The sequence below is a fragment of the Ammoniphilus sp. CFH 90114 genome, assembly GCF_004123195.1.
GTDB lineage: Bacteria > Bacillota > Bacilli > Aneurinibacillales > RAOX-1 > YIM-78166.
In genome coordinates this window covers 43060-66827 of record NZ_SDLI01000010.1, presented here as the reverse complement: position 1 = coordinate 66827, position 23768 = coordinate 43060, and the positions used below count along the sequence as shown (strand labels likewise).

Annotated in this window: 17 protein-coding genes and 1 riboswitch; of the genes, 16 read left to right on the top strand and 1 reads right to left on the bottom strand. The window is 40.9% G+C overall.

Going from position 1 to position 23768, the window contains the following annotated elements:
* Nucleotides 1-10 precede the first annotated feature (10 nt).
* The 8 genes from EIZ39_RS19995 (at nt 11) to EIZ39_RS19960 (ending at nt 13233) form a co-directional block, all read left to right on the top strand.
* Complete coding sequence (locus tag EIZ39_RS19995; RefSeq protein ID WP_129202303.1) at nt 11-883, top strand: glycosyltransferase family 2 protein; 873 nt, start codon at nt 11-13, stop codon at nt 881-883.
* The gene (locus EIZ39_RS19990; protein ID WP_129202130.1) at nt 877-2289 is read left to right on the top strand and encodes an undecaprenyl-phosphate glucose phosphotransferase; all 1413 of its coding nucleotides are present in this window, start codon (nt 877-879) and stop codon (nt 2287-2289) included. Before EIZ39_RS19995 ends, EIZ39_RS19990 begins: the two co-directional genes overlap by 7 nt.
* Before the next feature lie 486 nt (nt 2290-2775).
* Entirely contained in the window at nt 2776-4995 is a 2220-nt protein-coding gene (locus EIZ39_RS19985; RefSeq protein WP_129202128.1) for a copper amine oxidase N-terminal domain-containing protein, read from the top strand.
* 63 nt (nt 4996-5058) lie between these two features.
* Nucleotides 5059-6555, top strand: a complete 1497-nt coding sequence (locus tag EIZ39_RS19980) for a stalk domain-containing protein (RefSeq protein WP_129202126.1) — start codon at nt 5059-5061, stop codon at nt 6553-6555.
* Between the two features lie 450 nt (nt 6556-7005).
* The gene (locus EIZ39_RS19975) at nt 7006-8925 is read left to right on the top strand and encodes an O-antigen ligase family protein (RefSeq protein ID WP_164985191.1); all 1920 of its coding nucleotides are present in this window, start codon (nt 7006-7008) and stop codon (nt 8923-8925) included.
* Between the two features lie 113 nt (nt 8926-9038).
* Nucleotides 9039-9704, top strand: coding sequence for a hypothetical protein (locus EIZ39_RS19970; protein WP_129202122.1), 666 nt, complete (start codon nt 9039-9041; stop codon nt 9702-9704).
* A gap of 159 nt (nt 9705-9863) precedes the next feature.
* The gene (locus tag EIZ39_RS19965) at nt 9864-11300 is read left to right on the top strand and encodes a S41 family peptidase (protein ID WP_129202120.1); all 1437 of its coding nucleotides are present in this window, start codon (nt 9864-9866) and stop codon (nt 11298-11300) included.
* Between the two features lie 478 nt (nt 11301-11778).
* Nucleotides 11779-13233, top strand: coding sequence for a S41 family peptidase (locus EIZ39_RS19960; protein WP_129202118.1), 1455 nt, complete (start codon nt 11779-11781; stop codon nt 13231-13233).
* Nucleotides 13234-13303: 70 nt separating this feature from the next.
* Here the strand turns inward: EIZ39_RS19960 and EIZ39_RS19955 are convergent, their stop codons facing one another.
* Entirely contained in the window at nt 13304-13549 is a 246-nt protein-coding gene (locus tag EIZ39_RS19955; RefSeq protein WP_129202116.1) for a hypothetical protein, read from the bottom strand.
* 195 nt (nt 13550-13744) lie between these two features.
* Between EIZ39_RS19955 and EIZ39_RS19950 the strand changes: the two genes are divergently transcribed.
* The 8 genes from EIZ39_RS19950 (at nt 13745) to EIZ39_RS19915 (ending at nt 23749) form a co-directional block, all read left to right on the top strand.
* Nucleotides 13745-15919 carry a S8 family serine peptidase gene (locus EIZ39_RS19950; protein ID WP_129202114.1) on the top strand — a complete coding sequence of 725 codons (2175 nt, stop codon included), beginning with the start codon at nt 13745-13747 and terminating at the stop codon, nt 15917-15919.
* Nucleotides 15920-16007: 88 nt separating this feature from the next.
* A riboswitch (SAM riboswitch) is annotated at nt 16008-16156 on the top strand.
* Between the two features lie 145 nt (nt 16157-16301).
* Complete coding sequence (gene metK / locus EIZ39_RS19945; protein WP_129202301.1) at nt 16302-17510, top strand: methionine adenosyltransferase; 1209 nt, start codon at nt 16302-16304, stop codon at nt 17508-17510.
* A 280-nt stretch (nt 17511-17790) separates the two neighbouring features.
* On the top strand, nt 17791-18717 hold the full coding sequence (locus EIZ39_RS19940; RefSeq protein WP_164985190.1) for a polysaccharide deacetylase family protein: 927 nt from the start codon (nt 17791-17793) through the stop codon (nt 18715-18717).
* Nucleotides 18718-18721: 4 nt separating this feature from the next.
* Complete coding sequence (locus EIZ39_RS19935) at nt 18722-19867, top strand: sensor histidine kinase (RefSeq protein WP_129202110.1); 1146 nt, start codon at nt 18722-18724, stop codon at nt 19865-19867.
* 36 nt (nt 19868-19903) lie between these two features.
* Entirely contained in the window at nt 19904-20599 is a 696-nt protein-coding gene (locus tag EIZ39_RS19930) for a response regulator (protein ID WP_129202108.1), read from the top strand.
* Nucleotides 20600-20667: 68 nt separating this feature from the next.
* Nucleotides 20668-21072, top strand: coding sequence for a glycosyltransferase (locus EIZ39_RS19925; protein WP_240675890.1), 405 nt, complete (start codon nt 20668-20670; stop codon nt 21070-21072).
* A 638-nt stretch (nt 21073-21710) separates the two neighbouring features.
* A complete protein-coding gene (locus tag EIZ39_RS19920; protein WP_129202104.1) occupies nt 21711-23072 on the top strand; it encodes an ATP-dependent helicase ComFA in 1362 nt (453 codons plus the stop codon).
* Complete coding sequence (locus EIZ39_RS19915; protein WP_129202102.1) at nt 23069-23749, top strand: ComF family protein; 681 nt, start codon at nt 23069-23071, stop codon at nt 23747-23749. Before EIZ39_RS19920 ends, EIZ39_RS19915 begins: the two co-directional genes overlap by 4 nt.
* Nucleotides 23750-23768 lie beyond the last annotated feature (19 nt).

The following is a 23768-nucleotide window of genomic DNA, read 5'->3' as shown; positions in this document are numbered from 1 at the left end:
TTGGATAATGATAGATTTGAGTATTATTATAGTCAACTATAATACAAAAGAATTAACCTTACAGGCCATTGAGTCTGTATATCGTTCCGAAACGAACTTCGAGTATGAACTGATCCTCGTGGATAACGCATCAACAGAGGCAGGACTTTTAGATACTATAATCGATCGTTTCCCAGATGTACATTTCATTCAAAATATAAGGAATGTCGGCTTTTCTAAAGCGAATAATCAAGGAATAAGTGAATCAAAAGGCAGATATATTTTACTATTGAATTCAGATACCATCATTGAGAAGGATACCCTTCAAGTCATGATGGATTATATGGAGCAACACCCGACAATAGGGGCTAGCGGTTGTAAAATTCTTCTGCCAGATGGAACATTGGATAAAGCGTGTAAAAGAGGCTACCCAACACCAGAAGCTTCTTTTTATTACATGCTTGGTTTTCATAAGAGATATCCGAACAACCCTAGGTTCAATCAATATCAGTTGGGTCATCTAGATCCGGATCAAGAACATGAGGTGGATAGCTTGGTAGGAGCCTTCATGTTGCTCCGCAGAGAAGTCATTGATCAAGTAGGTCCATTGGATGAGGACTTCTTTATGTATGGAGAAGATATAGACTGGTGTTATCGAATTAAACAAGCAGGGTGGAAGATTAGATATTATCCTAAAGCAATCATTCTTCACCTTAAGAGAGCAAGCAGTAAAAAAAAGCCAAATAAAATCATTTATGAGTTCTATCGGGCGATGTTTCTGTTTTATAATAAACATTATAGGAATAAATACCCAACCTGGGTTACTGGGTTGGTTTTTACAGGGATTTGGCTGAAGTTGATTTCATCCATCCTACTAAACATGACGAAGGTGAAACCATGGTAAGAGGGAAAGAGAAATTTTTGACTCAAACCTATGCCTTAACCGATTTCTTGATGATCCAAGTCTCTTTTGTCTTAGCTTGGGTAATAAAATTTGAATTAGACTTGTTTACCTATGAGCCTCATTTAGGCTTTCTAACTTATGGGTTTTGGGCAGGGGTATACGGAGCATTTGCCATTGCATCCGGATATTTGTTCTCGCTTTACGTGCCGAAGAGAAAGAAGAAGTTTGCATATGAAATTGGGAAGGCCATTCAGGTTCATTTTATTAGTATGCTCTTCCTATTAAGCTTCTTATTTCTTTATAAAGAAGTAGATATTTCGCGTGCATTTCTTGCTATCTTCCTAGGCTTGAATATTACTCTAATCCTAGGCTTGAGATTGGCATTAAAGCTATCCCTCAAGAAGTTTAGAGCAAAGGGCTATAATAAACAATTTATTCTTATATTAGGCGCTGGACATCTTGGGAGGAAGTTTCATGATAATGTTGGAGCTCATCCGGAGCTAGGTTTCGAAGTCATTGGTTTCTTGGATGACTATGTTGATAGACATCAGTGTAACTATAAGAACAAGTATAAACCTATTCTTGGCAAGGTAGATCAGCTAGCTGAAGTTTTGGCAGGCGAACGGCTTGTGGATGAAGTGGTGATCGCCCTTCCCTTACGTGCTCACGAAAAATACAAAACGATAATTGAAGTTTGTGAAAAAGCAGGAGTGAAAGCCCTGATTATTCCTGACTTTTATAGTTATTTGCCTGCTCAGCCGTCTTTTGACAGCTTTGCGGATATGCCGCTTATTAATGTCCGTGAGATCCCACTAGATGAGATATCGAATCGAGTCTGGAAGAGAACATTTGATATTGTCTTTTCTTTGGCAGCGATCATTTTGACTTTGCCATTTTTAATTATGATTGTTCTTGGGATAAAACTCACCTCTCCGGGTCCTATTATATTTAAGCAGGAACGGATTGGTCTCAACCGACGTCCTTTTATGATGTACAAATTTAGATCGATGCATGTATCCAATTCCAAGGTTTCTGACACGGTATGGACTACGGAAAATGATCCTCGGAAGACAAAATTTGGTTCATTCCTTCGTAAAACAAGCTTGGATGAGCTGCCTCAGTTTTTTAATGTGCTTAAAGGGGACATGAGTGTAGTAGGCCCTCGTCCAGAGCGCCCTTATTTTGTGGATCAGTTTAAAGAGGATATCCCAAAGTACATGATTAAGCATCATGTTCGCCCGGGGATTACGGGCTGGGCTCAAGCGAACGGACTAAGGGGAGATACGTCCATTGAGGATCGTATTGTCCACGATATCTTTTATATTGAGAATTGGACGCTACTGTTTGATATGAAGATTATCTGGAAGACGATTGTCAATGGTCTGATTAATAAGAATGCTTATTAGAGCCACCTGATCAGGTGGCTTTTCGCATTTCACTTACTCATTTAAAACCGTAAATATCCATTACGGGAAGGGGTGACCAAAACAGGAATTTTCTTTGACTTGGACTGAGTCTTAGAACCAAGTATACTAGGTCTTGTGAGAGGGACAAGATACTTAGAAAATCCAGATAAGGACAAAGATTACATAGTAAACGTCCAACGTCAGAATTTCTAAAAAATCTTTTGAACTCCCGCAACCTTTTCAGGAACCACGCGTTTAATTAATTGAGTATAACTTGAGAGCAAGTTTCAAACTAAAGAATAAAAAAGTTCTTTACAAGAAAGTGTGAAAGAGTTATACTAGTAAACGTGTGACTCTTCCAGAATTCTACAAAGTTCATAGAATTTTGTAGAATTAAGGAGAAAAGGCACATTAACACACAGACATATAAAAAGATAAAACAATAACTCTCAACCTAAACATAAACGAGGAGGAGAAACAAAGGTTATGAAAAAGATTAACAAAAAGATGATTAACGTAGTAACAACTGCTGCATTAGTAGCTTCTTTAGCAGCTCCATTTGCGGTGTCTGCTGACAGTGACAACGTAATCACAACTGTACCGAGCATCGCTGATGATTATGAGAGTGAGGAAACTTCCGAAGGGTCTAAAGACTACGGCAAGCCAGTTTCTCAAATTCTAATCAAGGAAGATAACGTTGAATTTACAAATGGACAAATCTTCCGTTTGACTCTTCCAGAAGGAGTTAAATTCGTTAAAGATGCATACGACAAAGATAAAAACACATCTTTATTGGCTACTTATCTAGTTGGTGCAAAGGTTGAAACTGTTACTAACCAAGTACTTGAATTGAGTGTTGATGTAGATGGTAAAAAATTAACTGATGAAATGAAAGTTCCTTTCTATGTAGAAGTAGATGGTGCAACTGGAGAGCTTAAGGCTACTCTTGAATCTATGGATACAACTTTGTCCCCTGGAACTTATACTTTTGCTAAAGTTGGAGACGGGAACACTACTACTACTGTTGAAGAAGTGAAAAAAGTAAGTGACTCTGCTTCATCTATCGCTACGATCCGTGTGGATGAAAACAGCGTAAATGCTATGGGGAGTGACAAACAAAGTATCACCTTCAAGTTGCCTTCTAAGTTTAAATGGGAAGAAGCTGATATCGAGTTCTCTAGTGCGTTCGGAGGCCTGACTGAAGTTGGAAGCACTGAAGATGCTGATGATGTAGGCGCTGGTGAATATCATCTTAAATTTAATGATAACAACCTAGTTCTAACTTTTGACCCAGCTGGTTCTAGAGATCAACGTGGCACAATTTATATCAAAAATGCTAAGATCTCCGCTAAAGATGGTGCTTCTTATGGTGACGTAGAACTTAACATTGATGGTGATGAAGTAACTGAATCAGATATCGTTATTGCGAAATATACTGATTTCAACACCAATGTTTCTGTTGATGGAGAACCAAAAGAGTTAGTAGCTGGACGTTATATTGATGATAAAGATGATATGAAACTTGCTAAATTAAAGATCAAGGAAGATATCGCAGGTTCTATCATTCCTGGACGTAAAGTTAAAGTAGAGCTACCTACATGGGTTAAAGCTTACGATGCAGAATTAAAGGATGCTTCTGAAGTTACTTTAACTAAAGCTGGAATCACTTATAACTCTGACCGAAATGAAATTGAATTCACAATTGAAAAACTTTCTGGCAAAGCAGACTTCTCCATTCAGTTCTATTCTTCTATCCAAGCTGATAAAACTGGAGATATCACAGCTAAGGTTACAAGTAAAGCTGGAATCGAAGGAGAGTTAGTACTTGGTAAAGCTGTTGCTCCAGTTACTGTTGAAGCAACTGCAGCTAAAGTTCAAATCGGTTTGAAAGAGCAAGATTTGAGCGATATCATCATCACTGAAACAGCAAAAGGAAACATCAAAGAAGGATGGTTAACTGTTGCACTTCCTGAGAACATGAAGTGGGCAGAAGAACCAAAAGTTGAGGTTCTCGAAGGAAACCTAGACATTGATGATGAAGTGGAATTAGACAAAACAGAAGATGGTAAGGATAACGTTGTTAAGATCAAAGTAGACAGTGAAAGCTCTAAAGCTTCTAAGATCAAGATCTCTGGCGGTAAGTTAACTCTTGACCGTACAGTTCCTTACGGTGCTATCGAAGCTAAGATTGGTGGAAGTCTTATCGAAAATAGCGTTGATGAAATCGATGAGGATAAAGCAGATGAACGTGCGATGTTTGAAGATAAAGATTACGTAGCAAAAGTTGTGTTAGCTGAAGTTATAACTCCAGCTCCAGCTGAAACAGCTGCTGTTGCAAACTTTGTAATTGATTCTACTACTTACAAAGTAGATGGTGTTGAGAAGACTGCTGACGTTGCACCTTACATCAACAATGGACGTACTTTCTTGCCTGTACGTTTCGTAGCTGAAGCTCTTGGTGTAACTGAGTCCAACATTATTTGGAATGCAAACACTAAGACTGTAACTCTTATTAAGGGTGACAGAATTGCACAAATGACTATTGGTAGCAATAAGTTGATTGTAAATGGCGTTGCTGTTCAAATGGACGCAGCTGCTGAAATTAAAGATGGACGTACTACTCTTCCGCTTCGTTATGCTGCTCAAGCTCTTGGCGCAGAAGTTGAGTGGGATGAAGCAACTAGAACTGTAACTATCAAAAACTAATGAATAACAAGTAAAAAGAGGGCTCCTAAGGAGTCCTCTTTTTCAAATTAAAGGAGTGCGGTTATGAGAAGAGTTTCTGCTGGTTTTATCATACTTAGCATGTTGACGATGGGAAACGTCACGATTAATCAAGTAAAAGCAGAAAGTATGGTTGCATCATACCAATCTAGTATAGGCATTGTAATTGATGATCAAGAAAAGTACTTTCAGCCGGCCCCTTATCTATATAGAGACATCACGATGGTGCCAATGAGAGGTATCTTTGAATCGTTAGGTGCTTTGGTCACATGGAATGCTGAAGATAGAAAAGTTAAAGCAGAGAAAGACGGTCAAACCTTAGAATTACAAATTGGTTCTGATATTGCCTACAAAAATGGTGTCCAAGTCAAATTAGGAGCTCCCGTTTCACTAAAGGAAGAGACGACGATGGTCCCTCTTCGACTAGTTAGTGAGTCTCTAGGTGCTGAAGTAGCATGGGTGAAAGAATCGCGTACGGTTATGGTCACGTCTAAAAAAGTGATTGTAGAAGATAGACCTTCTCTTACCATAGAAGAAGCCATATCATTAGCAACTAATCACAGTTATAACTTAAAGAACTCGTTAGCAGAAGTTGAAAGGTCAGAGGAAATACGTAATCATGCGGGTCAAGCCTTAGATTTCATTCCAGAAGAGAATGGAAATGGGCAAGCAGAAGGTATAGTAAGGAACGTTTTTGAGGGGATTCAACAAGCGGATATCGCAAGACAAGTGGCCCAAAGACAAGTGAAGGTTGACCAGGAAGTTCTGGAACACCAAGTTAGACAGGTTTACTATGAAATATTACAAAAACAGCGTGAATTAGACGTAGCGCAAAAAGGTCTTGAATATGCTAATTTGCAAAAACAGCTCACTGAAATTAAATTTAATAATGGGTTAGCTAGTCAATTCGAAAAAAACCAAGTCGAAAAGTCCTATAAAGAGAGAACAGACAGTATTGAAGTAGCAAAGAAAACGATCGACGAGTCTTATTTAAAGTTTAATAATTTGTTAGGGCTAGCGAAAGAAGAACGTCTTCTACTAACGGAAGTTCCTGTTTTTAAAAAGCTAGAGGACCTAAACATTGATTTTCATATTACAAAGCTACTGGAAGAAAGTCCAACGATCTGGAATCTACAACAAAGTGTCAAACTAAAGAAGCTAGGAGCCGATTTATATACCTTCAACAATCAAAGTAAAGAACCATATTCGGCAAAGAAGATTGATATTGAGAAAGCTGAGTACACTCTTTCTAATGCTAAACTAGAGCTAGATAAAAATGTACGTAGTATGTATCTATCTATTCGGAAGTTGGAAGACCAATACATGATTATGGAAACGAATCTAGCAAAAGCAGAAGAAGGGTTGAAGATAAGCCAGATTAATTATGATACTGGTTTAGGTATCCAAGCGGATGTAGTAAAGGCCAAACTGAGTGTCGTAGAACTTAAGCAAAAACAGTTTGATTTATTAGTAAGCATAGATTTACTAAAGCGTACCTTAGAGAAGCCCTGGATCGCTGGTGGGTCTAATTCAGCACAATGACTATAAAGTACTTAAAAAAGCAGGCTCTTATCCTGCTTTTTCTATTTTATGCAACAAAGGGATTTGTCTAATTCTATCGATTTATGTAAAATGAAGGAAGTGAATTTAAGTGGAGGGAATCTTACTATGAATTTAATTTTTGGCCTTGTCCTAGTGTTCATCTTTATATTTACCCCCTTTAGTAGAGGACTGTTTTTTGAAACTGAGTTTTATATCATCCATATTTTTATTTTTATTCTGTTTTGTATATGGAGCGCACGATCAATAGTAACCAAAAATACACCATCGGTGAAATATTTTTTGGTTTTTCTTATTCCTCTTTCTTTTTTATTATCCATTTTTGTAGCGGAGAGCCCACAGGGGGCAATTGATAACTTCCTTCGGTGGATGAACTATGCTTGCTTTTTTATTATCCTTGTATCACTTTTAGACAATGAAAGATATCGCCATATGTTGCCTTATATTTTTTCAGGTATGGGAGTGCTTCTTGCTATTTTTGCACTTCTTGCTTATTACAAGTTAGTTGACTATAGAGATGCTGTCCTAATTGATCACCTTGGTAATCAAAGATTTACTAGTGTTTTTCAATATGGAAATACTTATGCAGCCGTAATTGGCTCCTTCTGGTTATTTAATTTAAGTAAGTTAACGGATCGCGAAAATAAAGTGTGGCAAGTGATATTTTTTTCGTTTCCTCTAGCTTTATTTGCTTTAAACCTTATGCATACTTACTCAAGGGGCGCATTGCTCGTTTTCGCTAGTGTATGGATGATTACGCTTCTATGCATGCCTCTCAGTCGCCAAATTTCCTTTGTCTTTCATAGTTTCCTATCAACGTTTGGGGGATTAGTCCTTTTTAGAGGACTAAGTATCTATAGCCCAATCACTACTTTAATCTTGATGATTTTATTCATCATCTTGTCAAGTGTATTTGGAATCTTATACATGAGATATGGTTGGAAACTGCAAAAGTTAGATAAATGGAGACTATCGCGTTTTTATTTTATGGGCGTTGCAGTAATTTTAGCCGTTCTTTTGTTTCTAGATATGAAAAATGAAGGATTCGTCTATAAGCAGTTACCTGTGTCATTTCAAGAGAGAGTTAAAGACATAAGTCTAGAGACCTACAGTGTTCAAGGAAGAAGCCTGTTTATGGATGATGCATTAAAAATAAGCAGTGAAAACCCCATCCTAGGTGTTGGAGGTGAAGGCTGGCGGATCCTATTTACGCATGTACAAGAAGTTCCCTATTGGAGTAATGAGACTCATAATGGTTATTTGGAAATACTCCTAAGTACGGGCTGGCTAGGGATGTCTTTGTTTGTAGGTGTCTTTGGGTATCTATTCTTTCAACTAATTGTCCAGCTGAGATCATCCTCAAAACAAGAATCGACTCTAGTGGTTGGAACTCTTTCAGCTTTACTCATGCTGTTCTTACACAGCGCTATCGACTTTAACTTTTCTTATGGAACAGTTTGGTTTGTTATTATGGTGCTATTTGCAATGGGCATTACCACTAAAAACAAGAAAGAAAAGATTGAGAAAACAATCTTAATTAGGAGTGTCCTGTCTTTGTTAACCTTAGCAGTTGCGATTTCGGGGGTTTATTCCTTGAGGATGTATTCAGCAGAGAATACATTTAGCTCGATCCAGAAAGGTCAAGTAACAGAGTCCAAGGTTAAGGCACTCATAGACAAAAACCCGTATTCCGTTAGATATCAAGAAATAGCTATAGATGTTTATTTGCAACTTTATCAGCAAACCAAAAAAGCAAGTTACATGGAACTAGCTAAAGGGAGTCTTAACCGCATGATAGAGCTTGAACCAAGGAATGCTCGCGTCATGTTTAATGCAGGAATCTTCCACTATAAATTGGGTGATTTTGAACAAGCAACGATATATTTTGATAAGGTTTTGGAGTATGATCATTTTAACACTGGTTACTACGAAAACATTATTAAAATGAAAAATGATATGATGCAGAATACCTATCAACTAGACAAAGAAAAGGCTGAAATATATGCTAATTCTTTAACTAATGATTTCAAGCTCCTAAATGAATGGCACGAGAGAATGAAGGCTTATTCGTTTGAAATTAACGAACGCAATTTCCATATTCCGGTTGGTGCCCGAGTACCAGTAGCCCAAACTAAATTTTTCTTTAAACATTTTGAAGAGGTCATCCCTCTTTTACAAGGAGTAGAAGGAGGAGACCCTAATCTGATGACTCAAGCTCAAGCAATGTTAGCCGTATCTTATATGATGATCGGAGAAAAAGAAAAGTCCAAGAAAGTTTACGAAAACATGATGAAACAGGTACCAAACTTTAAAGAATATTACAATTCTTATTTAGAGTTAGCGAAGAGTTAATGAGTAAAAGGGTCCAGACAGTGATGTCTCGGAGCCTTTTATTTTTTAATTGATTGGAAAGTACTTAGAAAATAGAGTAAAATAACAAAAGAGAATCCGAATGGGGTGATAATATGCACTTGAAAAGGTATAAGCAACTAGGGCTTGGTATGATCTTGGGTGGTACGGTTGCAACTACAGGAACCGCCTTTGCTGACTCCTCGGTTTGGGTGAAGATGTTAGAAGCTGTTAAGATTAAGGTGAATGAAGTGGAGAAGAATACATCCAAGGATACGGTGTTTTTTTATTATAATAATGAATTGTATGCTCCTATTCGACTGGTAGCTGAAAGCTTAGAGGGTAAGGCAGAATATGATAAGGATAAAAACCTTCTAAATCTCGAAACAATCAAAACAGATACACATTTACCGCTTCCTCTCAGTCAAGTCACCTCCAACGGGGTGGTTGTAACTATAAAATCGTCAATGATCAGTAAGGACCAGCTTTTCCTTGATGTTCGAGTTAGTAATGGTAGTGACGTGCCAATCAATTTGGCTGCTGGTGAAGCCATTTTGGTTGCGGATAACGAACAAATCAAGGCTGATTTGTCTGGACCTAACCTTTCGTGGGTAACGACTATAGCAAAGGATGATAGCAAAGAAAACCACATTATGTTTTCAGACTTTCCCGAAGATGCACAGGACTTCACTCTATTCCTTAAAGTACGTAACAATGATGGGGTTTATAAAACGTATGATTTAAAGTACTATATAGAACTATCAAAGAGAGAGATATACTAATTAAACCTAAAACCTAGTCAGAACATCTTTTAAAGAACTCTCTTTGTAGAGTCTCTTTTTTTATGCAGATTATGTTGTTGACTTTCTGCTGAAGTGTACAAAGGAAGAAGAATCTAGTAGACTACTCTTAGATGAAGATCGATCTATTGGGGGTTCAGTATGTTACATAGGTACAGAAGGAGTATCCTTCATATACTCTGTATCAGTTTCATTTTTTCTTCATTTGAGACTTTTGCAGCTGAAGAAAAGGATCCGAATCGAAGTAAGCTCATTGAAGTCTATGATATGATTAGCCAATATCATATCAAGGAAATACCGAAGGATGAGGTCTCCACAGCGGCCATCTGGGGTATGATTGATGCATTGGGTGATCCGCATACGGCGTATTTTACGGACCGTGACTTTCAGGAATTTATAGCATCAATGGAGGGAACCTATAACGGCATTGGAGTGGTTGTAGGTCAGGAACATAATGGTTCAATTACCATCCGTCAGGTATATGAGAATTCACCTGCTAAAAGGGCAGGACTCCAGCCAGGGGATCGTTTGATGGAGATCGACGGAAAAAGGGTAATTGACCAGTCAATTGAAACGGTTTTGAATAAGTTGAGAGGAGACGCAGGCTCTAAAATTCAGATGAGATTCATGAGTACTGATCATCTCTATGAAGTAGAGCTCATTCGAGAAAGGATAGAGGTGCCAATTGTTCAATCTTCGATGTTGGAAGGACAGACCGGATACATCCAACTCTCCAGTTTTTCACAAGAATCAAGCCAGTTGTTTAAGGAGAGACTTGACAAGCTAATTCAAGAAGGAGCAAAGTCTTTTGTTATCGACCTGAGAGATAATCCAGGTGGATTTCTTGATTCCGCTGTCTCCATGTCTTCTTTCTTTATTAAAGAGGGGCCAGTACTTCATGTCAGAAATAAAAATGATAATCAAATGACTATTAGTGTTGAGAATGGTGTGGATTTCCCTTTCCCACTTGCGTTGCTGGTTAATGAGTATTCAGCAAGTGCCGCGGAGGTTTTGGCTGCGGTACTCAAGGAGTATGGCAAGGCAACCCTTATTGGAGCTCGAACATTTGGCAAGGGGACAGTGCAAGAGGTGATTCCGCTTAAATCAGGTGGCTTTCTTAAATTGACGTTGGAAGAATACTTTACGCCTAAGCGCAATAGAATGGATCACACCGGAGTATCCCCACACATTCAAGTTGGAGATACAGGAGAGCAATTTCAAGCGGCCTTGTACGTTTTAAGAGAAAGAAATGTATTAACACTTAAGTCTTCGGAGGACGTTTTGATTAATTATAAAGCAGATAGGAGTGGCACACCTGCCGCTATATATGAAGATGGCAAATGGTTTGTTTCTGCACGGAAATTAGCCTATCTGTTTCATGGTGAAATTTCTTATGATCAAGAGATACGGAAGGTACGCTTGAAAATAAGTGGAGATGAGTATTTATGGTCTTTGGAAGGACGTGCACTCGTTCGAAAAGGAACATTCTACTTGCCGATAGAGGTGGTATTAAACCACTATATTGGATTAGAAAAAATAAACGCTGGCGATCATATTACACTTCAACTAAGGAAATAAAAAGGTTTTTATGAATAGTTGAAAATTCTATTACTTGGTTTTTTAGAGTTCTACTGTGGATAAAGGCTGAGGAGAAAAGTAAGCGTGCCTAAGAAAAATTTGATTTTGAAATGATTGATAGTAAAGTGCAAATGGACATCCTAGTACATCCCTAATAACACACTTGAGCTAAATCAAAAAGCTAAGGTATGAAATGCTTTATTTTAAGCAGGTTAATAAACAATTAAATTCTGTAAATTCCCTAGATTTAATTAAAAGCTAGGGGTTTTTATTTTTAAAAGTATAGAAACACCGCTCTGTAGCTCCAAATAAACAGAACTGAAACTTTTCTTCTGTAAAGATACCAAAGGTTTGTATGTGTCTATTAAGTTTAATTTAATAAAATATTATTAGATTAGTATTGATCAGATGTCATACCACTTTTACTGTAATTATATTTTTAGTAAACTTAAGAGGAGGAAACTGAGGGAGGGCTAATGTGAGATATAATATGAAGTTTTTGTCTATTATACTTTCTCTTAATATAGGCTTTACGAGTCTAGCTTATTCTGAAGAAGGAGGAGATATGGACAAGAGGAGAATACTGGAAGTTTATGATCTTATCCAGGAGTTTCATGTCAACAATCCTTTCACTAGAGACACCGTAACTGGTGCAATTTCAGGAATGATTCAATCTATTGATGATCCTCATACTAGTTACTATACAGAGGAGAACTTACTGACTTTTATTAAATCATTAGAGGGTATTTATTCGGGTATTGGAGTTTCAATAAGGGAGAAAGATGGAGCCTTTTTTGTCCAGCAAGTTTATGGTGATTCACCAGCTATGATATCCCAACTCCAAAAAGATGATAAAATCCTTGAGATAAATGAAGAGAATGTTACAGGTCGAACATTAAATTGGTTAAAATGGAAAATTATAGATGGAGAAGGATCTGAGGTTAGATTAAAGTTGAAAAGAGGAGAAACGATTTTTAATGTGGATATTTTTAAGGGGAAGTTTCAATTGCCTACAGTTGAAGCAAGAATATTTGAAAACCAAACTGGATATATCCGTGTAGAAACGTTTTCCGAATCGTCTGTAGACCGATTTGCCAAAGAACTAGAACGCTTACGGAATATAGGGGTTAGGGCATTAATCATTGACCTGCGTGACAACCCAGGGGGGGAGTTAGAGTCTGCTAGGAAATTTGCATCCTACTTTATCTCAGAAGGGACACTCTACTACGTTCGAAATAAACATGCGTATGAACATTTTTACAAAATGGAGATGGGAAAGGATTTAGAATTACCTCTAGTTGTACTTGTTAACAAGAATTCAGCCAGCGCATCAGAGCTAGTAACTGCAGTTTTTAAGGATTACGATAAGGCGACTATAATAGGAACTCCTACTTCTGGAAAAGGAACGTTGCAGGAGTTGTTTCCCTTAAAAACTGGCGGCTATTTAAAACTAACAATTGAGGAATACTTTTCACCAAACCTCATGCCTGTTCACCGAGTAGGAGTAACACCCCATATCTTTGTCAAGGATCCGGAGGAGCAGCTCCAGGCAGCTTTATACGTTCTAAGATCAGAAAATTCCTTAAGATTTGGGTCTTCAGGTCAAATTCTAATAAACGAGAAGGAAGATCGTAGTTCCAATCCGGCTGCGATATTAGAAAACCATGAATGGTATCTCTCGATTCGCAAGTTAGCTTACCTCTTTAATGGAGAAGTTTCCTACGATAAAAGTATTAATTCAATTAGATTGAAGATTGGTGAGGATAGTCACCGTTGGAAGCCCATCGAGCATAAGGGATTGCTTATAAGGAATGGTGCCGCATATCTTTCCATTAAGGATATAGAAGAGAATTATCCTGAATTAGAGAAGAAAGAAATTGGAGAATTTATTGTGATCAAAACCAAGAAGGCTAAGAAAAAGGTAGTATTATAGGTTAAAGAAGCGGACTTTAAAACAAAAAAATGAGGGGTGTCCATTGAATGGCTTCCCCTCATGATTTGTTTTACTGTATAAAAATAGACTTATGCTCCACCGCCGCATTTATATCCCGATTAATCGCATGTCTGTCATTTTCAGTAAGCTGTCCATCTTTTCTCAACGAACCATAATATTGTTCTCCTGCCTCAACTGTTAATTTTCGAAGGTATTCGTTACTAGGCTGCTCAGATAAATTAAGCAAAAATTTGCGATAAACTTCCTTACTGTTCTCTTTCAACTTCCCTTTGCGGAAAAAGTCTTTTAATCCCATTCCTATTCCCCCTCAGTTTCTTTAGTTCTATACTAATGGAATTTCTTTTCGAGTTCCACCTGCGTTTTTTTCCACTAGTAAAAATCTTACTATTAATTGACAACCTTACCCAGAGCGAATAGGCTTAAGAGAAAGTTTATTGTTTCATATTCTGTTAAATAGGTTAAATAAGATAGAAATATAAAGGTGGTTCCCATGCTTCGAACATCCTGGCTTCTTGCCATCTGTAGCATCGTTACAATATCTACTGTCCATGCCAATCCATCTACTCTTCCATCTGATCCCTATGTTAATAGTCAACACTACCATCAACAGATTAATACGACGGCTGCTTGGCAGGAGATTCGAGAAAATACTGATATTACGATTGCTATTCTTGATACAGGGGTGGATGTGGATCATCCAGACCTTAAAGCTAACCTGGTTCAAGGCTACAATCTGGTTCAACCTGACAAGCCGCCTCATGACGATCACGGACATGGAACAGCTACCGCCGGGATCCTAGGCGCTGTGGGCGATAATGGCATTGGGGTTACAGGAGTACTGTGGAATGCGAAAATGATGCCGATTAAGATCCTAGACAATAAAGGTGGAGGAGACGCGGGTCGTGTGGCTAAGGGAATACGCTTGGCTGTGGATAAGGGGGCCAAGATCATCTTGCTATCCTTGGGTGATCCCATCTACTCTACAGAGATGGAGAAAGCGATCCAGTATGCAGAGGACAAGGGAGTTCTCCTGATTGCGGCAACGGGGAACGATTCGAGTACCGTGAGCTACCCTGCCGCTTTTCCGACCGTGTTAAGTGTGAGTGCGGTAGATGCTTACAACATTCCTCTTTCCTATGCCAATCGTGGTCCGGAAGTAGACGTGGTAGCTCCAGGCCATCATATTTACTCTACGGCTAAAGATGGGAAGTACGCCTATGTTTCAGGGACTTCTATGGCTGCTCCACAGGTAGCAGGAATGGCTGCCTTACTGTTAAAGAAGGCCCCCTCTCTAACCCCACTAGAGGTTCGCATGATCATTCGAGCTTCGACTGAGGGGGTTGACACTAAAGGCTGGAATCCTAACACTGGATATGGACTCGTGAATGTACAGAAGGCCCTATCTCTGGTGGATAGTGATCCTATTGATTTATATGAACCGAATCAAACGATAGAACAAGTGGCGTCCCTCCCCTTCGTCGGCCAGACTCAGGCGCTAATCGGAAAAACGGATCCAGTAGACTGGTATCAAATTGAGCTTCCCTATCAGGGAAAGTTCCAACTCCAGACCCGGTCATTGACAGGAAAAGAGAATGTGCTGCAAATCGAAATCTATAATGGGGAGAAGAAAAAAGTATCGTCAGGGTTAAATCGCTGGGAGGGAACTTTAAAAGGTGGGACCTATCATTTCAGAGTAATGGATACCGGCGAGACCCCTTCTTTTCCTTATCATATCGATACCTCTTTTTCCGTCGGAGCTGATCCCTACGAAGATAATGATACGAAAGCGAAAGCTTCAAAAGTACCCATAAGTCAACAACAACTTATTAGAGGGACTTTTCATAAAAGAGCGGATGTGGATTGGTTCGTTGCGGATTATCTTTGGCCTGGGAAGCTCGAGGTGGAAGTGAAGACCGATACCATTCGGATGGATTCGGTGCTCACCATTGAGCAAGTTGGGAAAACGATAGAAAAGGTCGATCATGGTTCTGTTTCAAATGGACAGTCTGAGAGATGGTCGAAGACGGTTGATCCGGGTAAATTTTATTTTGCTTTACAAGAGTATTATGGAAATGCCGTTAATGGGCAGTATGAGCTGCAGATTCGGTATGAGACGTCGGATACAAGTGCTTTCCGTGATATTCAGGACCATTGGGCTAGGACGTCTATAGAAGATTTAGTGTCTCGAAAAATGATCCAGGGTTACCCAGATTATACCTTTCGGCCTAATCATAACATTACGAGAGCGGGAGCCGCTGCTGTGCTGCAAAATGTCCTTCAGCTGCCCACTTCAAGAGCAACAAGCACTTACCAGGATCTGAAAAAAGACCATTGGGTCTATTCGGCTATTGCTTCGCTTGGAGAGAGGGGAATTTTCAAAGGCGTAGCGAGTGAACGAATCTTTCCGGACCAGCCCTTGACCCGTGCGGAGTTGGCCGTACTCTTATACCAAGCCAGATACGGAACAGAGCAACCTGAGCAGATCAAAAGTAAGCAAGAGTTTACGGATGTACTAAGAGGTCACTGGGCTTACCCTTATATCATGAAGATGGCAGAACTCCAGCATATTCAAGGATTTCAGGATGGTAGCTTTCAGCCTGAAAGACAGACGACACGTGCGGAATTCGCTGTGTTGGTCAGAAATATGTGGTACCCAGCGCAATAAAGAGTTTGAGTTTTTATACTTTGTCGTATTATGTGTTAACCCATTGACAATCTACCAAACTTTAGCTATTCTTATGCAGAACGGATTACTCTTATTCCGAGAAGGCGCGAGGGACTGGCCCGATGATGCCCGGCAACCCGCGGTAATGATTCATATTTTTTCCTTTATGGGAAAGAATAAGATCAACCGTGCAAGGTGCTAACCAGCAGGATGCTATTGTGTCCTGGAAGATAAGAGGTAAAGGAGCGGAATGCTGGCCTTTTCCTCATGGGAGAAGGTCTTTATTTTTTCACCACCTCTTGAGTTGTTCGGAAAATGTAAGACAATGAGTGCCGTATCTTATACGTTTGTGATTATTGAAGGAGGTACGTGAAACATGGCGTTGAAAAAAGGTCGTCATCTCTTCACATCTGAATCTGTAACCGAAGGACACCCGGATAAGATCTGCGATCAGATCTCCGATTCCATCTTGGATGCTATCCTTGAGCAAGATCCTAATGCTCGTGTAGCTTGCGAAACTTCAGTAACAACAGGACTTGTTCTTGTCGCTGGAGAAATTACTACTTCTTCTTATGTGGATATTCCAAAGATTGTCCGTGAAACCGTTCGTGAAATCGGGTATACCCGTGCGAAATTCGGATTCGATGCGGATACTTGTGCTGTACTTACTTCCATTGACGAACAGTCTCCTGACATTGCGATGGGGGTTGACCAAGCGTTAGAAGCTCGTGAAGGTCAAGTGACAGACGAGCAAATCGATGCGATCGGAGCAGGGGACCAAGGATTGATGTTTGGTTTCGCGACCAACGAGACTCCTGAGCTGATGCCGCTTCCGATCTCTATGGCTCATAAATTGGCTCGCCGTGTAGCAGAGGTTCGCAAGAACGGAACCCTTACCTACCTTCGTCCAGATGCGAAGACTCAGGTGACGGTTGAATATGATGGAGATAAGCCGGTTCGTATTGATACGATCGTTATTTCTACTCAGCATGACCCTGAAGCGACTCTAGAGCAAATTAAGAAAGACGTTCAAGAACATGTCATTAAGCCGATCGTACCGGCTGAATATCTTGATGCTCAAACGAAGTACTTCATTAACCCAACAGGCCGTTTCGTTATCGGAGGTCCTCAAGGGGATGCAGGATTAACAGGACGTAAGATCATTGTTGATACGTACGGTGGATATGCTCGTCATGGCGGCGGTGCTTTCTCCGGTAAGGATCCTACAAAGGTTGACCGTTCTGCTGCTTATGCTGCTCGCTATGTAGCGAAGAACATCGTAGCAGCTGGTTTGGCTGACAAGTGTGAAGTTCAAGTGGCTTATGCGATTGGGGTAGCTCAACCGGTTTCCATTAACGTAGATACGTATGGAACAGGAAAGATCGAAGAAGAGCAGATCGTAAATTTGATCCGCAAGCACTTTGATCTTCGCCCAGCGGGCATCATTAAGGAATTGGATCTTCGTCGTCCAATCTATAAAGGAACAGCTGCTTACGGTCACTTTGGACGTACTGACCTGGATTTACCATGGGAGCGTACAGATAAGGCTGAACTTTTGAAGCAAGACGCGGCAACTTTTGCTCAAGCATAGTAGGGTTATGAAAAAAGTCCTGATTTGGTCTAGAGACTAGGCTGAATTGGGGCTTTTTTTTCGTATTTGCTTGATTAGGTTTAGAATCCTTCCGATAATAGGAATAAAGACTTTAGCCTAGTGAGGGACTGACCCTTATCAGAAACTAAAGGGTTTTGCTTGAAACCAAAATGCAATGATATACGTCCAAATAGATAGATATTTTAAAATCCCATTACTTTCCGGTAGGAATTTTGCACTATTTGTCGAATTGTGTAGAAATGAGGAGATGAGGGTAAGAATGAGACTAATAATAATCCTCTTATTGGCTATTGTGATGGGTTGCAGCCAACAGGAGAATGAGTCTATAGACGCACAAGTACAACCGGAACCAGCGGTGGATGAACTAAGTTCATCAGATGCAAAAGCCTCGGATCCCATTACAGAAGAACACCCCTATCGCGTATGGTATAGAGAACAGGTGTTGGTGCTTAATTATCACCATTTGGCAGATGATTTGGAGACCCCTTTTACTATTAAGCCAGCTCACTTCGAAGAACATATGGAGTTTTTAAAAAATCATCACTTTCACCCCCTTAAAATAAAGGAGTTCTACGAATTCTTAGATACAGGACTATTGAACCAGGAGAATGCAGTGCTTATAACCTTTGACGATGGGTATGAGAGCGGTTTTACTGAGGCTTTTCCCATCCTTCAGAAGTATCAGTTTCCCGCAACGGTGTTCGTGATCTATGAAAATTTGCGGGATAGTCTAGAGAGGAAGCGTGAGGATAAAATTCCCCCGCTTACCTTCGTCCAGATGGATCAGATGAGACGAAGCGGACTCATTTCCTTTCAATCTCATACCTATGGGCTACACTTCTGGGATGAGTCGCAGCCCATAACGGCTCCAAGCTCTGCAGAAGGTGATCAAGCCTATCGGAGTAAGCTTTTTGTAGATTTTATGATGGCTCGTAAGGCGCTAGAGGATCTAGCCGAGGAACCTGTGATTGGGTTAGCCTATCCCTATGGGTATCACAATGATCGTTTAATAAAGGTTGCCAAAAAAGCCGGATACCGCTATGGATTCTTTACTCATCCAGGTGTGGTTACGGCAAATACAGACCCATTTCTCATTCCTAAGCATGACATGGGAACACCAGAAATGGATGGCCAAAGATTTGAACAGAAACTCCGGGAATTGATCTCCCAAAGCCAAAGGAAGTGAGAAGATGACAACCACCAATGCGCTTGACTTTACGCGATTGGATTCTGTGCTGAAGAAAACGATTCATGCTGTTGAAGGCAGTAAGGAACAGATTTTTGATATTGCGGAAAGTGCACGGATTGAGAGCGAAGAGATTCGAGATGAGTTGGAGAGCATTAAGAGGGAAGTAAGAGAAATTGTGGATCAGACAGATGAATTAGAGCATAAATTCAAGTCAAGTCGTCAACGGTTGGTGGAAGTCAGCCGGAACTTCCAGCGGTATGGGGAAGAGGATATCAAAAAGTCCTACGAATTGGCCAGTCAGATTCAAGTCGCGCTTTCTTTATCAAGAGAAAAGGAAGCGAACCTGAGAAATCGGCGCGATGAGCTCGAACGTCGTCTGAAGGGTCTTGCGGAGACGCTCGAAAAGGCAGATAATTTAATGACGCAAATCAGTGTCGTGTTAGGATTTTTGACTGGTGATCTAGGGAACCTTACCTCAGCCATGGAGACAGCACAACAGCGGCAGATGCTCGCACTGCAAGTCATTCAAGCCCAGGAGGAAGAGCGAAAAAGGGTGGCTCGGGATATCCATGACGGTCCGGCTCAGTCGATGGCGAATATTGTGATTCGCAGTGAGATTGCCGATCGCATTCTGGCCCAGGGAAGAGTAGATGACGCACGTGCTGAGTTGAAAGAGTTGAAGGTAACAGTGAGAAATACCTTGGCTGAAGTTCGAAAGATTATTTTTGATTTAAGGCCTATGGCTCTAGATGACCTTGGCATCGTCCCAACCCTTCGAAAGTATGTGGAAGACTTCGGACAAAGGCATCAAATTGCATCTGAACTCGTAACTCTTGGTACAGATGAAAGACTACCAACTACGGTCGAAGTCGTGATTTTTCGCTTAATACAAGAAGCATTAAATAATGCAGCGAAGCATTCGAAGGCCAGTCAGATTCAGGTCAAACTAGAATTCCTTAAAGATCAGGTGACGGTCCTGGTAAAGGATAACGGGGTAGGGTTCGACAGTTTGGAAAAGACAGAACAGCCGCAATTTGGTATTATGGGAATGAAAGAAAGAATTAACTTGCTTGACGGAAAGCTCGACCTTCAATCCGCTAAGGGACAGGGAACGCGCATCGTCTTCACGATACCAATTGAACGTTAATATATCGATATAGCTGAAGGAAGAGGGAGATTTAATATGGCGGATACGATACGCATTGCACTCATTGATGATCACCAATTATTTCGTGAAGGTATCAAGAGAATCTTGGAAATGGAGCCTAGCTTTGAAGTCGTTGGCATCGGCTCCAATGGGGAGGAAGCCTGCCACTTGGCAGAGGAATTAAAGCCAGAAATCATGCTGATGGATATTAATATGCCTAAGATGAGCGGTGTGGAGGCTACTGAGAAAATTAAAGCGTTGTCTCCGGAAACGAAGGTGATTATTCTATCGATCCATGATGACGAAAATTATGTTCACCAGGCCTTTTCCTCTGGTGCGAATGGCTATCTATTGAAAGAAATGGAATCCGATTCTCTCATTGAAGCGATTCAAGTGGTGGCGGGCGGGGAAGCTTATATTCATCCACGTGTCACAGGAAAGCTGATTACGGAGTTTCGTCGCTTAAGCTCGAAGCAAGACAACGATATCGCTCATGTAGAATTAGCGGACAATGTCAGTGCAGAACGATTCAATTCGCTTACTCCAAGGGAAAAAGAAGTATTGCAGCTGATGGCGGAAGGAAGAAGCAATAAGGCAATCGGCGATTATTTATATATTAGTGAGAAAACGGTTAAAAACCACGTGTCTAGTATCCTACAGAAACTCGACGTTCAAGACCGCACCCAAGCGGTAGTCATCTCCATCAAGAACGGCTGGGTAAAAATTAGTTAATCTTCTACTCACTTTCTCACACATCACGGAATATCCTATAGCAAAAAGGAGGGGTATCCGTGATTGCCATGTGGGTGATTTGGTTACTAGCTATTTACGGTTTATCCACAATCCTGGTCCATTTGTTCGTGAGATGGAATGAATACTTCGTACAGGGAGAGGACGAACTCCGTGTTCATCTCTTGCTTTACAATTCAGAGAAATGCTTGGAAGGCTCTATCCGTTCTCTTGTTCATCTTTCGCGTCTCAAGGGCCAGCCTCTCCAGTTAATCGTGTATGATTTCGGCTCGACGGACAACACGGTCAAAATGCTCGAAACCTTGCAGAAGGAAAATCCTTTTCTATTTGACCAAGTCGAAATCTTGAATCGAGGGCCCTTTCATTTGGTCTCGATGGAAGAAGAGCAGAGTCAAGCACGGTTGACGATCGATCTGCGCCAAGGGTTAAGAAGAGGAACGATACAACCAACATAGCTCATATTTTAATGTATGGTGCACCCTTGGGGGTGCATTTTGTGTTTTGGGACAGGGGCAGGGTAGGGGGTGGGCTGAACTTCACCTGAGTTAAGTTTTTTTCATTAAGGGTCGATTTTGAGTTGATTTTTAATAATTAATTTCAAGATCACTTCCGAGAAGAGTCGATGATGCTTCTCTATTCTTCGAAAGACTCAGTTTTTTTGTTGGGTTGGACAAATTTTTTACTCTCAACTAGCCATTCCGAAGTAAATAACGGCCATAAAGGAGAGCTTGATCTGGTACAAACTCACGAATTATCGCTAATACTCATGAAATTGATCCTTTTTCTCACGGAAAAGTTCTGATACTCCCGTAGCTGTATCCATTACAATTTAAATGCCAATTAAACTCCCAAAATAGGGCTAAGATGTCACGAAGGTGTAATGGTTGCAGATAAAACCACTGCCTAACGTCTACCACTAAGTTAAACAGGATACATACTCACAAAACTTGTTCCCATTCTCACGAACAATAGTAACGATATCACGAACCTATAATGATTACAAAATCCCCTCCAAAAACGCGATTTCAAGCTGAAAGCTCATTTGGTTAATTTCTACATCTTATGCTATCTTGGGAGAAAAGGAGGGAAGTCCATGAACATTCATATTCCGGATGGCCGAGCATTACTCGCGGAGGAGCTTCACACCTTCTGTCAGGCAGGCTGGGAGCAAGCCATGCATAGCCTTATTCGAGAAGGAAAAGCGCGAGTCCTTCCAGGGGTCTGTCTTCAAGAAAAACGGTGCAATCGCTGTGGCCAGCAGAACCTGATCTGGGCTGACTGTGCTTCATGCTGCAAGCCCTGTGCGTATTGTTCTCTTTGCCTGCAAATGGGAAGGAGTAAAGCCTGTACGCCACTCTATTATATTGGCAATTATGTAGAGCCTATGTCTTTATTGTCTGCTCCCCGCCTAAAGTGGACAGGCCAACTCACACCTGCCCAACAAGAAGCTTCTGACCAAGCGGTGAATCTTCTTCATCAAACAGGAAAAGAACTCTTAATCTGGGCGGTCTGTGGTGCCGGAAAAACGGAGGTTACCTTCCAACCGATCGAAGAGGCCTTCCAGCGAAAACAAAGAGTCCTCTTTGTCACGCCTCGAAAAGATGTCGTCCTAGAACTCTTGCCCCGTTTATCGAAGGCTTTCCCTGAAGCTAAAATCATTGCCCTCCATGGAAAAAGTAAAGAGAAGTGGGAGGAAGCCCATCTCACCTTATCCACGACCCACCAAGCCATTCGATTCTATGAAAAGTTTGATTTTATTATCATAGATGAGGTCGATGCCTTTCCTTACCATAACAACCCTATGCTCTACTATGCTGTCAACCGGGCAAAAAAGCTGCACGCAAATCTCCTTTATCTGAGTGCCACCCCACCCGAATACCTTCAAAAAAAGCCTCATGTCCGCATCCCAGCACGCTTCCATAGGCAACCACTAGCTATTCCTCAGTTGGTCATCGATGGATCCTTGTCCAAAATCCTGCAAGCTGATCAAGCCTACTCCTCTTTTCAACAAATTCTTCATTTCCTGCAGCTGCATCAGAGGCAAGCCTTTTTCTTTGTTCCTTATATTGAAGGGGTAGAGAAGCTGGTCAGCCATCTATCTCATAACTATCCTATCTCAATTCGTATGGAAGGGACTCATTCTCGTGATCCTGAGCGGGAAGAGAAAGTCAAACGATTTCGACAAGGAGATACACGCATACTGGTCACCACGACGATTATGGAAAGAGGCGTTACCGTTCCGAAGGCGGACGTCATTGTCGTTGGGGCAGATGCCCCTATTTTTGATGAGGCCTCTCTTGTGCAAATTGCAGGACGCGCGGGTCGTTCCATTGAGGATCCGATTGGACATGTGATCTTCTTTGCCTGTGAAAAAACGAGAGAGATGAAAAAGGCCGTTAAACATATCCAAGAGATGAATAAGATTGCGAAAAAGAAAGGACTACTAGATGGATGAGACTGTTAAATCTACTCTACCCGGTGTCAAAGAGGTGTGCCTTTTGTGAGCGAAGGGCTGTCAGCCATTTGATTTGTCGTTTATGCGACAAGGACATCCACAGAATCGGCGGTTTGATTTGCTCATGCTGCGGAAAAAGCGTGGAAACAGAAGGGGATTGTGAAGACTGTCAGCAGCGCCCGGAAACATTCTTTCTTAGCAACCGAAGTGCTGTTCAGTACAATGACAAGGTCAAGGAGATTATTGGACTGTATAAATACCGAGGGCGGGAATCTCTCAGTTCGGTTTTAGGAGAGTGGCTTGTAGAGGCCTATCGTAGTTACTATTCTAGCACTTCCTTCCAGGCCATAACCTTCGTCCCCATTCATGAATGGCGTCTCCAGGAAAGAGGGTTTAATCAAGCGCAGCAATTAGCCGTCTATTTGAGTTTACATACGAAAATTCCCCTCGTCTCCTTGCTCAGCCGAACCCGCTCAACAGAAAAACAGAGTAAGCAGCACCGAGCACAACGACTTCAAGCTCTTCAAGGCGCCTTCCAACTGCGGAATACTGTAAGCGCGGGGAGCAAAGTCCTTCTAGTAGATGATATTTATACGACAGGAAGCACCGTCAACGAATGTGCTAGAATCCTTGCAAAGGAAGGGGCGAAGGTGTACGCACTGACGGTGGCGAGGTAGATAAAGATGAATCTAAAAT